This is a genomic window from Candidatus Arthromitus sp. SFB-turkey (genome assembly GCF_001655775.1).
GTDB classification, from domain to species: domain Bacteria; phylum Bacillota; class Clostridia; order Clostridiales; family Clostridiaceae; genus Dwaynesavagella; species Dwaynesavagella gallinarum.
In genome coordinates this window covers 14,348-27,285 of sequence record NZ_LXFF01000023.1, presented here as the reverse complement: position 1 = coordinate 27,285, position 12,938 = coordinate 14,348, and the positions used below count along the sequence as shown (strand labels likewise).

General features: G+C 26.4%; 14 protein-coding genes. 5 read left to right on the top strand and 9 right to left on the bottom strand.

Annotated elements, in window-relative coordinates; translation table 11 throughout:
* The first annotated feature begins 181 nt into the window (after nt 1–181).
* Nucleotides 182–484, top strand: coding sequence for a hypothetical protein (locus A6P36_RS04280; RefSeq protein WP_066761346.1), 303 nt, complete (start codon nt 182–184; stop codon nt 482–484).
* A gap of 416 nt (nt 485–900) precedes the next feature.
* Nucleotides 901–2,283: a hypothetical protein gene (locus tag A6P36_RS04275; protein ID WP_066761344.1), complete on the top strand. Its 1,383-nt coding sequence runs from the start codon at nt 901–903 to the stop codon at nt 2,281–2,283.
* Nucleotides 2,284–2,320: 37 nt separating this feature from the next.
* Here A6P36_RS04275 and rbr read toward each other — a convergent pair whose 3' ends face one another.
* Together rbr and A6P36_RS04265 are read right to left on the bottom strand one after the other, a co-directional pair.
* Nucleotides 2,321–2,875, bottom strand: coding sequence for a rubrerythrin (rbr, locus tag A6P36_RS04270; protein ID WP_066761342.1), 555 nt, complete (start codon nt 2,873–2,875; stop codon nt 2,321–2,323).
* A gap of 67 nt (nt 2,876–2,942) precedes the next feature.
* The gene (locus A6P36_RS04265; RefSeq protein ID WP_066761340.1) at nt 2,943–3,560 is read right to left on the bottom strand and encodes a YczE/YyaS/YitT family protein; all 618 of its coding nucleotides are present in this window, start codon (nt 3,558–3,560) and stop codon (nt 2,943–2,945) included.
* Between the two features lie 174 nt (nt 3,561–3,734).
* On the opposite strand from A6P36_RS04265, the gene A6P36_RS08095 reads away from it, so the two are divergent.
* Entirely contained in the window at nt 3,735–3,887 is a 153-nt protein-coding gene (locus A6P36_RS08095) for a hypothetical protein (RefSeq protein WP_156507976.1), read from the top strand.
* Nucleotides 3,888–3,975: 88 nt separating this feature from the next.
* A complete protein-coding gene (locus tag A6P36_RS04260; RefSeq protein ID WP_066761338.1) occupies nt 3,976–4,287 on the top strand; it encodes a hypothetical protein in 312 nt (103 codons plus the stop codon).
* Between the two features lie 10 nt (nt 4,288–4,297).
* Here A6P36_RS04260 and A6P36_RS04255 read toward each other — a convergent pair whose 3' ends face one another.
* Nucleotides 4,298–4,729 carry a YaaR family protein gene (locus tag A6P36_RS04255; protein ID WP_066761336.1) on the bottom strand — a complete coding sequence of 144 codons (432 nt, stop codon included), beginning with the start codon at nt 4,727–4,729 and terminating at the stop codon, nt 4,298–4,300.
* 139 nt (nt 4,730–4,868) lie between these two features.
* Between A6P36_RS04255 and A6P36_RS04250 the strand changes: the two genes are divergently transcribed.
* Nucleotides 4,869–7,454: a cation-translocating P-type ATPase gene (locus A6P36_RS04250; RefSeq protein WP_066761333.1), complete on the top strand. Its 2,586-nt coding sequence runs from the start codon at nt 4,869–4,871 to the stop codon at nt 7,452–7,454.
* Between the two features lie 33 nt (nt 7,455–7,487).
* Here the strand turns inward: A6P36_RS04250 and A6P36_RS04245 are convergent, their stop codons facing one another.
* The 6 genes from A6P36_RS04245 to A6P36_RS04225 form a co-directional block, all read right to left on the bottom strand.
* Nucleotides 7,488–9,119: a carbohydrate-binding domain-containing protein gene (locus A6P36_RS04245; protein WP_242861654.1), complete on the bottom strand. Its 1,632-nt coding sequence runs from the start codon at nt 9,117–9,119 to the stop codon at nt 7,488–7,490.
* A gap of 30 nt (nt 9,120–9,149) precedes the next feature.
* Nucleotides 9,150–9,329: a hypothetical protein gene (locus A6P36_RS08370; RefSeq protein ID WP_242861653.1), complete on the bottom strand. Its 180-nt coding sequence runs from the start codon at nt 9,327–9,329 to the stop codon at nt 9,150–9,152.
* Nucleotides 9,330–9,331: 2 nt separating this feature from the next.
* The gene (locus tag A6P36_RS04240; RefSeq protein WP_066761332.1) at nt 9,332–10,021 is read right to left on the bottom strand and encodes a DUF4956 domain-containing protein; all 690 of its coding nucleotides are present in this window, start codon (nt 10,019–10,021) and stop codon (nt 9,332–9,334) included.
* A 31-nt stretch (nt 10,022–10,052) separates the two neighbouring features.
* Complete coding sequence (locus A6P36_RS04235; RefSeq protein ID WP_066761331.1) at nt 10,053–10,799, bottom strand: polyphosphate polymerase domain-containing protein; 747 nt, start codon at nt 10,797–10,799, stop codon at nt 10,053–10,055.
* Nucleotides 10,800–10,951: 152 nt separating this feature from the next.
* Nucleotides 10,952–12,220, bottom strand: coding sequence for a sensor histidine kinase (locus A6P36_RS04230; RefSeq protein WP_066761328.1), 1,269 nt, complete (start codon nt 12,218–12,220; stop codon nt 10,952–10,954).
* The gene (locus A6P36_RS04225) at nt 12,213–12,905 is read right to left on the bottom strand and encodes a response regulator transcription factor (protein ID WP_066761326.1); all 693 of its coding nucleotides are present in this window, start codon (nt 12,903–12,905) and stop codon (nt 12,213–12,215) included. Before A6P36_RS04225 ends, A6P36_RS04230 begins: the two co-directional genes overlap by 8 nt.
* Nucleotides 12,906–12,938: the final 33 nt, after the last annotated feature.

Below are 12,938 nucleotides of genomic sequence, written 5' to 3'. Positions count from 1 at the left end.
GTCTATAAAATAGATTTTTCATATAATTGAACACCAAAATAACTAATTATACAAAAATTAAAACAAATAAAACAACAACTTTACTTTAAATTCAATTAAAACTTACTTAATTAAATAAAAGTAAAGCTTCTTTTATCAAAAAATAGTTTTGCAATCAACATTTATAAGGAGGTTTTAGAAAATGAATAATTTGAAACGTAAAAAATTTAGTATGACTTCAATTTATAAGTTTTTTTCTCTCCTGGTTGCGCTTGTATTTGGACTACTTTTAATTCCTCTAAAAACATCGGCAGTTGTTAAAGTTCGTAGACTTTTCAGAGCACGCCTTAGCTATAATTTTGCTACTTCTAATTTAACTAAAAATCATTTAGGTGTTTCTATAACTGATCCATGTATTTTATCAACAAAGCTAGAGGATGATAAAAAACGTAAAAAAACTTCTGTAAAAAGATGTTTAAAAAATAATACTAAGAAAGCTTCTTAAAAACAGTAAAAAGTTTAAATAATTAATTAGATTTAAACCTCACAAACAAAATAACAATACTTGAAATCAACACTTAAAAATAAGGAGGTTTAGAAAATGAATAATCTGAAATGCAAAAAATTAAATAAAACTTCAAATTATAAAATATTATCCACTATCTATAATAGGTGTACATTTAGTTACTACTCATCCAAACATCAAGTGCAGTGTTTAAATCTGCTTTAACTTTTGATGGAAGAGTTTTACGAGCAACTACACTAAATAGCATAAATAATACTCAAATATGATCATACTATGAGTAAAACTCTATCTAATTCAATAAACAAAAATAATTCAAATTAAACCTCATTATATTTCGTTATATTAAGAAATAATAATTTTTTCACCTCATAATATACTAATGAGGTGATTTTTTTATGGAACAAAACCATTTAGGAAAATTTTTAAAATTAAGCTCTCTTAACTCCCCAATAGTTGAATATCAACTATTTAATTTTGGTAAAGAAAGTTTAAAACAAATTTTTCTAAATTCTAAATGCGGGGAAATAATAAATGGAAAAGAGTTTAAGGACAAGCCTTCAAATTCTGATCTTGTAGGAACAAAAAATATATATCCTTTAATCTACGTTTATAAAAAAGCAAAACCAAAAATAAAACCAGAAAATCACATATTCCATTGGAAAGAAGATAAAATCAAAAAAAAGATTAACATATTAAGTAACGCCTATATGTCCCTTTCAATTTTAACTCTTGCAGAATACTACCAAAAAATTATTAAAGATGAAAAGAAGCGAAAAGAAATCGTTAAGTTTTATGTATCAAGTGTAAAATGTCAATTAAATTACTACATTAACAATTTTAGAAATGAACTTGGTTTATTTGTAAATAAAAACGTTAAAGGAGATAAAAAACAAAAAAAGGAAAATAACACTATTTCCTTTGAATCTACAGATAATTCTTTTGATTTTTCATCTCAAGCATATTTGATGATCGCTTTTTTAAAGTGTTCAAATATGCTTAAAGACACAAGCCCATATAAAATACCTTTTCTTAATTTTTCATGTGAAATTGAAAAAATGTTTATAGATTTTAAAGAAAACATTCTAGAATGTAAACCTAAAAAATTAGTTGAACTTCTTAATGCTTTTCAGCTATATATAGACGTAAAACCACAAATCAGTGATGAATTTTTAAATTTACTATTTAATATTATAGAATACTTTTCGCAGAAAAACTCCATTTCATCCATAGGAACGTATGACAAAATTTCACTCTACAAAACATTTTCACATTTAAAATCCTATTTGTTAAATAAACAATGTAATTTTAATCAAGCAAATAATTTAATGTCTGAATATATATGGGAACTTGAAGATTTTTTCTCTAACCCAAATTTTGAAATGAATGAAATTTTAAATGCTCAAGATTTAATTTCATATCAAATTTATTTAACACAATTAGATAAACAAAAATCCAATAATTTTTATAATGATACCCTACTTCCTTCAAAAATATTTTCATGTTTTCCTAACATACCTAAAAAATATGAAAGTGAAAAATATTTTCAGTTTGAACACAAAGAACAAAATATAATACCAGATAAATTTTTCAAACCAAATTCATATAAAACCATGAATGAAGCAAATTTAACACCTATTATTTGTAAAAATTTACATTTTTCTCACGATAAAAACAAATTTTCAAAACCAAAAATTAAATTTGATTCCCTAATAAATATGAAATTAATATTTTTCATTTTATCTAACCTAAAAAATACAATAATAAAGACAATAATGTAGGCAGTAAACACTGCTTACTTTATTGTCTTTATTTTTCCTAAAAATTATTTTCTTGTAATTGATAAAACGCTTGTGGATATTCACAAACTGGACAAATTTCTGGAGCACTTTCCTCAAAAATTAAATAACCACAATTTCTACACTGCCACATAACTTTTTTATTTCTATTAAACACTTTTCCATCTAATATGTTATCTCTAAGTTTAGAAAATCTATCACTGTGAGCTTTCTCAATACCAGCAACTTTCTGAAACTTATCTCCTATTTCATCAAATCCCTCTTGCCTTGCAATATTAGCAAAATCTATATACATTTGAGTAGATTCATAATCTTCAAGTTTAGAAGATCTTTTAAGATTTTTTTCAGTGTCATAAATTTGCCCCAAATAATCATACCAAAGTTCAGCATGTTCTCTTTCATTATGTGAAGTTTCATCAAATATAGCCCCAATTTGTTCATACCCTTCTTTTTTAGCTACATCTGCAAAAAATTCATATCTAACTCTAGCTTCACACTCTCCAGAAAATGCTGTCCATAAATTTTTTTCCGTTTCAGTTCCCTTAAGCTTTTTTTTAATATTTTTATCTTCCATAATATACTCCTAAATAATTTTAAACCTCTGAAGTATATTATGAATTATTTTAATCATTGTTATATAATTAGCATTTTTTATTATAAATTTTTTCAAAAAAATCAAATAGCTTGTTTATAAAAAACCCTAAACAAATAGTATTAAAAACACTTCCAATTCCAATTGGAGCTAAAAGTAAAATTGCTATTGCAGCATACATAGAATCTATTAAAATTTTAGACTTTAAAATTGAAAAGTTAAACCTATTAGTTACAGCCATAAGAAGTAAATCATTTGGATGCGGTGGATATTTATTAGGTTGTAGATAAATGGAAATACCTAAAGATAAAACAAATGCTCCTAATACAAATACACTCACACTTAAAAGAAGTCCTTCAAAATAAATATCAGGAATTACAAACAACCAAAAATCAATAAAAAATCCTAATACAAACGAAGTTATTAAACATTCAAATTGGGGAATTTTACTCTTTTTTATAACACTAGCTACCAATAAGGTAAATATACCAAGCATAAGACTTGATAAAGATACTGGAATTTTCAAAAGTTCAGATAATTTTATAGGTATCGCATCTGAAAATGAAAGTCCGAGATTTGAAACACCTATTATACGAATTCCCAAAGTTAAAAAAATAATTCCAATTAAAAAATAACATAAATCTTTTAAATTTAATCTCTTTAACAATGACTCTCCCTTTCCTTTCAGAGATATATGTTACTATATGTAAAATTTATTTGCAAATATTTTAATATTTAGTGCTTTATAGATAAAATTTAATTACTAATAATATTTAATTTTAGACAAAATTTTGTTAATATATTTACTAAGAAATAATTTTGTAAAGGAGCTAAATTCAACATGAAAAATAATGGTTATAATTACGTTTGGATATCTGTTTTCATATTATTGTTTGCAATTTATAGTAAAAACAATTACGTTAATGTTCAAGTTTACAAATTCAAAGAAGATAAACCTAAAAAAGATAAAAATAAACTTGAAGATAAAAAATAATATCCTACATAATTAAAAAGAAGGTAATTCCTAAAAATAATTCACCTTCTTTTTTTAATAATTTTATATAAACAAAAGGAGCATATAAATGAAATATTTTGTTATAGAAAGCATGTTAAAAAATCCTGATATGATTAATGATGATATAATGAAAGAACACATAAGCTATACTCAAAAAGCAATGAATGAAAATCTTATATTAATTTCAGGGCTAAAATCTGATATGAGCGGTTCAATATTTATGATGAAATCAAACTCTAAAGAAAATATAGAAAATTATTTAAATAATGAACCTCTTAAGAAATACAATATACAAGATTATAAAATCACAGAATTTTACCCTCATTATTTCAATTCATCAAATAAATGGTTTGTAAATGAAAATAAAGAAGAACAATAAACATTCTTCTTTATTTGTACACGTCTATCATCAATCCCTGAATTTCATCAAGAGTATTTAAAATAGAAATATTATCTTTTTCATTTCCTATAATCTTATCTGTAAGTTCTTGAAGTTTTTTATCAATAGTCTCCACAGTTAAATAATATCGTGAATTAAATGTATCTGAACATTTATTTAATTCATACATATCGTCTAAAACTCTTTTTAAATATTGTTTAACTAAATTTTTATAATCAACAACATCACTATGATTTTTTGTTAAAACAATTCTATTTCCTTTCTTTCTTATGGAGTCTAACAATTCTTTTAAATCCTTTTTTGATTTATCAAAAAAACTATTATCCATTTCTTTAGAAAAACTATCTACCCTATCATTAGTTATCTTTTTGTTTAACACAAAATTACTTTTATCTTTATACTCTAATCCAGATATTTTCATAAAACTATACCTCTCAAAAAATAACCTTAAATATATGATTATCTATTTTTAAATTTATATTAATTCTTTTTATAAACTTTTTAAAAATGCACAAAATAAATATATTATTATATTCTTAAAATTGGAGGTTATCTATATTATGTGGCATACGAAAAAAATCGATGACGTAATAAAAGAATTAAATTCAAACGCTTCTACTGGACTTTCAACTTCTCAAGCTTCTGAACTCATATCTAAAAATGGAAAAAATTCATTAAATAAAACAGCAAAAAAAAGCATATTAAAAATGATTTTTGAGCAACTAAATAATATCCTCATTTACATTTTAATAATCGCGGCAATTCTTTCATTTTTTCTCGGAGAACCTAAAGAAGCACTTATTATATTTCTAGTGATTATACTTAATGCTTCCATTGGAATATTTCAAGAATCCAAAGCTGAAAAATCTTTAGAAGCTTTAAAAAATCTTTCATCTCCAAAAGCTCTTGTTAAACGTGATAATGAAATTATAGAAATAAATTCTGAAGATCTAGTTGTAGGTGATATTGTAATTCTTGAAACAGGTAGAATCATACCGGCAGATTTAAGATTAATTGAATCTGTTAACCTAAAAATTGATGAATCAACATTAACTGGCGAATCTATTCCCATCGATAAAAATTCTAATGAAACCTATGAAGATATAAATTTACCTCTTGGTGATAAAAAAAATCTTGCATTCATGTCAACAACAGTTATTTATGGACGTGGAACAGGTGTTGTTGTAGAAACTGGTATGAATACAGAAATTGGAAAAATTGCTTCTTTCTTAGATAATTCTCAAACAGAACTAACTCCATTACAGAAGAAATTAAACAATTTAGGAAAACAATTAGGAATTTTAACAATTGCAATAAGCATTATCATTATGGTAATTGGATTAATTCAAGGAAATGATTTGTTTGAAATTTTCTTAACATCTATTTCTTTAGCAGTTGCTGCAATTCCAGAAGGATTACCAACAATTATAGCAATGGTGTTAGCTATTGGCGTACAAAAAATGATTAAGAAAAATGCAATTGTTAGAAAATTATCTGCTGTTGAGACTTTAGGCTCTGTAAATATAATTTGTTCAGATAAAACTGGAACTCTAACAGTAAATAAAATGACTGTTGTAAAATTTTTCTCAAACAACACACTTCTTGATGCCTCTAAGTTTGACATTAACAACGAAGCAAATAAACTTCTAATAAAAAATATGTGTTTATGTAATGATGCAACATATTCTGAAAATTCCAAAACTGGTGATCCAACTGAAATAGCACTTTTAGAATTTTCATCAGTACACAATCAAAAAATGAATTATAAAAGACTAAGAGAAATTCCTTTTGATTCAGATAGAAAACTTATGACAACAGTAAACAATATAAATGATAAATTTTACTCTTTCACAAAAGGTGCCGTTGACAATTTACTTTCTCTTTGTACAAAAGTTTTAATAAATAATGAGATTTTAGATTTAACAGATTCAATAAAAAACAAAATTTTAGAAAATGCAGAAACCATGGCAAATAATGCCTTAAGAACCTTAGGTTTTGCATACAAAGAAATTGTTCACTTAAGAGAAGAAGAATTTGAAAATAACCTAGTATTTTTAGGTATAGTTGGTATGATTGACCCTCCTAGAGAAGAAGTGAAAGATTCCATTGAAAAAGCAAAAAAATCTGGAATAAAAACAATTATGATTACAGGAGACCACAAAAATACAGCATTTACAATTGCTAAAGATTTGAAAATTGCTGATAATATAAATCAAGCAATGCTTGGAAGTGAAATTGACAATTTAACAGATGAAGAATTTAAAGAAAAAATTAAAAATATAAGTGTTTTCGCCCGTGTTTCCCCAGAACATAAAGTTAAAATTGTTAGAGCTTTAAAATCTAGTGGAAATATTGTTTCTATGACTGGAGATGGGGTAAACGACGCACCTTCTTTAAAAATGGCTGACGTAGGAATTGCAATGGGAATAACAGGAACTGACGTTTCTAAAAACGCTTCAGATATAATCCTTACTGATGATAATTTTAAAACTATTATAACAGCTGTTGAAGAAGGACGAAACATTTTCAACAATATTAAAAAATCTATTTTATTCTTATTAACTTGTAACTTAGGAGAAATAATTACAATTTTTCTATCAATATTATTTAATTTTCCAATTCCATTAAATCCAACTCACCTTTTATGGATAAATCTAATCACTGATTCACTACCTGCATTGAGTTTAGGCGTTGATACTCACGATAAAGATGTAATGAAACAAAAACCGAAGAAAGTTAATGAAAGAATATTTTCAAATTCAAGCATTTTAAAATTATTTTTTGGAGGATTACTAATAGGAATAATAAGTTTAATATCATTTTTAATAGGCTTTAGAAAATACGGAACAATTTACGGTCAAACTATGGCTTTTATCGTTTTATCATTTTCACAACTATTTTTATCATTAAGTATTAGATCTGAAGATAAAACAATTTTAAAAATAGGATTATTTTCAAATATAAAACTTATATACTCAATTTTAATTGGCATAATCATTCAAACAATACTTGTAACAATTCCATTTTTCAATAATTTTTTCAATGTAAAAAATTTAAACTCAAATGATTGGATAATATCAATTTTTCTTTCCTTGCTACCTCTCATAATTAATGAAATATTTAAATTATTCCATACAAAAAAATAAAGAGAATAGGTTAAACTATTCTCTTTTATATAACTAAAAACTACCTGTTGTTTGAGTTTCAGTTGTACCACTAGTATTTGGATTCACAGGTAATTCTTGAGGTCTTTGTCCTCTTTGTCCTCTTCCACCCATACCCATTCCTTGGGAAATATTTGTAGTAACAACATTTTGTAAAATTAATTCAATAATATCACTACCTGTCTGAAGTTTATAATTTCCATTTTGTTTTAAATCAGGTGATGAAACAACAACGGATGAATATGCTTTAGGAGGATTTTCCCATGAAACAACTACGTTTCCAGAATCATCAATAAGTTTTACAGCATTATTTTCTGATCCTTGAGCATTTACACTATAAAAAATACTGTACTGAGTAGATTCTGAACCAAATGATTGGTTCATTCCTATCCCTCCAACAGCCACAACAGTTCCTCCTTCAATTTTAGCTCCACCATTATAATCTATTGCTGCATCTCCTCTAGTTAAAGCGCCTGATACAAACAGACTTCCACCAGTAACTAAAAAACTTCCATTTGAATCAATACCATCTCCTGAAGCATTAACGGTAGTATTTCCTCCAGTTATTTTTATATAAGCACTTGGATCATTAATCATTCCATTATCTGTATTTGGTCTTCCCATTTTACCTGGCACCATTGTATTTCCATCAGTTGGAGGAACTGGTACAGTATTCATATTATTTGTTGTATTTTGTGTAGCTTCTTGAGTAGTTGTAGTATTTGTTGTATCTGGTATAACCTCTACAGTATTGGTACTTTCTGGATTTGCTGCATTTATACCATCATCACTAGAAACAATGTTTATTTCTCCTCCATTTATTACAACCTTATATCCCTCAAGACCTTCATAAGATTCAGTTATATTTATATTTCCTCCATTTATTACAAGATCTTTATCTGCGTGCATTCCATCATCTTCAGTCTTTATAGTAAAATTACCCTCATCTATAACTATACTTCCGCTTGTGTGAAGTGCATCATCTAAAGTATTTAAATTAAATTCCCCGCCGTTAATATAAATATTTCCTTTTTCTGTTTCATCTACATTTTCACTCTTTATTCCTTTTCCTTGAGACTCTATATTAAATACTCCCCCATATATTTTAACAGCATCTTTACCTGATAAAGCTTGAGAAACAGAATTTATATTAAAAGTTCCTCCTACTATATTTAAATCATTTTTAGAAACTATTCCATGTTTATAATTTGCATTAATATTTAAAGTTCCTTCTCCATTTATAGTAAGATCATCTTTACTAAAAATAACTCCATCTATATTATTTTCATCTATATTCTCGTAAGTACTTCCTCCACTTAAAGTGTTTGTAGTACCACTAGGCAGAGTTACGATTAATTTATCTGCATTTCTAACATATATAGCAGCACTTGTTTCAGAATGAATATTAACATTTTCTAGCACAATTCTAACATCATCAGTATCAGCTGCATCAATAATTATTTGACCATTATTTAAATTACCACTTATAACATAAGTTCCTGCTTGTGTAATTGTAACAGTAGAATTACCTACTGTAACCCCTTCACCTTGAAAACTTATACTATCACCATTTAATGTAATTATTGTAGACGTATTTCTATCATAATTTACTTCCTTATCCTTATTTTTAATTTCTTTATCAACCACAGAAGAAGTTAATTCTGCATTTAAATCAACTCATTCTAAAGAAACATTCATCATTCTTGGCATAGGTTGATTTGAATTATCTGTACTTACACTAGATTGAGTTACATTATTAGTAGCACTTGCATTTGTATTTGTACATGAACTTAAACCAAATAAAAACATCGTTGATAAAGCAACACCTAAAAACTTTTTATACTTATCTCTCTTCATTATTATAATTCCTCCTTAGATGATGAAACTCTTCCACAAAGTATTTCTAAATTTCCATTACGACACCTTAAGTCATCTATCATTTGCTTTTCTTGAATAACATTCTTAACAGTAATCCTATATTCTAATCTAAATAAACTTCCCATATTCATTGTCCTCACCTGTACAAGTTCCCACTTTCTTAAATATTTTTCAAATACATCTTCAAATATACTTCCATAATCTAAAGACTCTGGTATTGTAATCCTTAAAGATTTTTCAGAAGAATTTGAACTACCAAAATTACTTAAATTTAGTACTATACTTGCTATTCCCATTACTATCACGAAAAATACCGCTAAACCTATATATCCCATTCCTGTAGCAAGACCAACTGCCATAGCTAAAAATATACTTATTATTTCTTTAGCAGTACCTGGAGCAGACCTGAAACGAACTAAAGAAAACGCCCCAGTAACTGCAACCCCTGTACCTAAATTACCATTAACTAGCATAATTACCATTTGTATAACAGCTGGCATTAATGCCAAAGTTATAACAAAACCTTTGTTATAAACACTTCTAAACATATAAATCAGTGCTATAACTACCCCTAAAGCTAATGCTACAAGCATACAAATTATCAATTCTTTACCTGAAATCGAACTTGTAGCCTCTGTTGATAAAATTGAAGCAAATAATGAATCTAACAACTTCTTCTCCTCCTAAAATCTCTAAAAATTTCTAACAAGCAAAAACTTCTCTTTCATAACTCTCTTCTGTGTTAATCATATCTATATATCCTTGTTGCATTTGATACGCTATTCCATATTTTGAAAATGATCTAGGATAAATTTCCAAACTATTTAAAGCATCACACAACCAAAATGGCATTCCTCCAGCAATTTTTACTTCCATTAAATACTCATTTTTATTAATTATTGGATTACCCCATGATCCTTTTTTCAAATCAAGCTCCGTATCTCTCCATAAAATATTTTCATCAAAGGTAATCCTAATTTCTGAATCTTCTATTCCATACATTGCAATTCGTTCATAAGAAATATACATACTAGGTTGTATAGTCTTGTAATGATTTATAAACCAATCTATCTCATGTAAAACTTGACTTTCAAATGATGGATATTCTCCACGATACAAATAATTTTCCGCTTCAACAATAAGCATATTTTCTCTCCTCTTATACACAACTCCATCATATTTTTTCTTAAGTTCTACAAAAACTGTGCTCTTACTATTTGGAACATCATAACTCCTCATCCTTAATTTTTCTTTATAAACAGGTTTATCAAGAGAATATCTTATAAGTCTTGAATCTTCTGTATCAAAATATATATTACAAATGGTAACTTTACCATAATCATCAATTCTCATTTTATCTTCAATTTTGTTTAAAAATTTATAATATTTATTCTCATCTAAAAGATATTTTTTTTCATACCTTTGAAACGTTGATTTAATTTTTCCCATTTTTTTCTCCTCCTTATAAATAATTATTAAGTTTGATGTGAACATCGTTCCTTCTATGTAAACAAGTATATATATCCAACCTTAAATTAACTTTAAACTTTCAATTTTCTCAAAAAAAATTTTCAAACCCACTATAAAAGCGAATTTGAAAATTATTTTCTCTTATCTAAATTTTGAGGTAATAAAAACCTAAAACAAACTTCATTTCCTTTTCCAATAGCTGTTATCTTACCTTTATGCGCCTTTACAATGGACTCAGCTATCGATAATCCTATACCATACCCTCCACCTTCTCTTGAACGAGAATTATCTAATCTATAAAACCTATCAAAAAGATACCTTAAATCACCTTGTAAAAATTCTTCACATGTATTTAAAATTGAGAATTCTACTTTATTATCTTTTTTACCAAAAAATATTTCTATCTTTCCACCATCTGGTGTATACTTTACAGAATTATCTAAAAGAATAGAAATTAAATTATAAAAATCATTTCTATTTCCAACCATTTTTAATCTAGAATCTATATTTTTTTGTAAATCTAAATTTTTATTATTAAAAAGTGCATCAAAATTATCTACTAAATTACAAACAACATCTCCACAAGAAAACTCTTCCATCTCTAAATTAAAATCATTCTCATCCATTTTAGCAAGAGATAACAAACTTTTAATAAGTTCACTTAATCTATTAACTTGATTTCTAATACTCTGAGTCCATTCATTTTCACCATTGTACATTTCTATAACTTCAGTATTTGCAGATATAATTGCAAGAGGCGTTTTTATCTCATGTCCTGCATCTGTTATAAATCTTTTTTGTTTCTCCATACTTTCAATAAAAGGCTTAATAGCTCTTTTAGACAAAATACTCAATAAAATTAAAACAAGAATTAAAAATAATATTCCAACAAATATAGATACTATAGCAAAATCTCTAATAACTAAAATATCTTTCCTACAATCAAGAAACACAAGAAGTTTATATCCATCTTTCTCAGAAATTTTAAACTTATATATTCCTTTATAACCTGAAGTTTTTCCAGAATTAATAACTAATTCAGCTAAATCACTTGCTTCTAAATAATCTATAGAGGCAATATTTTTAATGTCTATAACTGTATCCCCATTATCAAAAAACTTTATTGAAAAGTATCTTGTTTGAAAAGGAGTTTCCTTAGAATATTCAAAACGAAATGGAGAATCCATTTTATTAAAATCATCTTTAGGTTTAATTTTAGGCCCTTTAAAGTCTCTTGGAAGTACTCCATCATGATCTAAAATTATGTTAATTAATTCATTAGTTTTATTTTCAGTTTGAATAATATTAATAGCATTAATAGTACCTACAACTATTAAAAGAACAATGAATAAAGAAGAAATAGTTATAAATATAAATTTTCTTTGTAATTTTTTAATCATTTATACTTATACCTCTTTTTTTCTCTAACTTATATCCAATTCCTCTAGCAGCTTTAATTTCAAAAGGAGCATTAATATAAACTAGCTTTTTTCTTAAATAAGATATATAAACCCAAACTCCATTAATCTCTGCGTCAGAATTATATCCCCAAATTTTTTCCATAAACTGATCCGTAGATATTAACATATTGGGATTACTCATTAACATCTCCATCATTTGATATTCTTTATTTCCTAATCTTAAACTTTGATTTTTATAAGATAACTCAAAATTTTCTCTATTTAAACTCATTCCATTAAAATTCAAAGTATTTGATAAAAATTCTGATTTTCTTCTTGTCATTGCACGAATTCTAGCTAAAAGCTCTTTCATAGCAAAGGGTTTTGGTAAATAATCATCAGCTCCCATATCTAACCCCTTTACTTTATCATATACCTCACCTTTTGCAGTAAGCAGTAAAATAGGAACACTACTTCCTTCTTTACGCAGTCTTTCTAAAACTTCAAGTCCACTAAGTTTAGGCATCATTATATCTAAAATAATTCCATCATAATCTGTATTTAAAGCCCAATCCAAAGCATCTTGTCCATTATAAACAACATCAACAGAATAATTATTATGTTTAAATACAGCAACTAAAGCATTAGCAAACTCTTTTTCATCCTCAGCCAACAACAATTTCATAACTAATCATCCTTTTTCAAATTTTTTAACTAA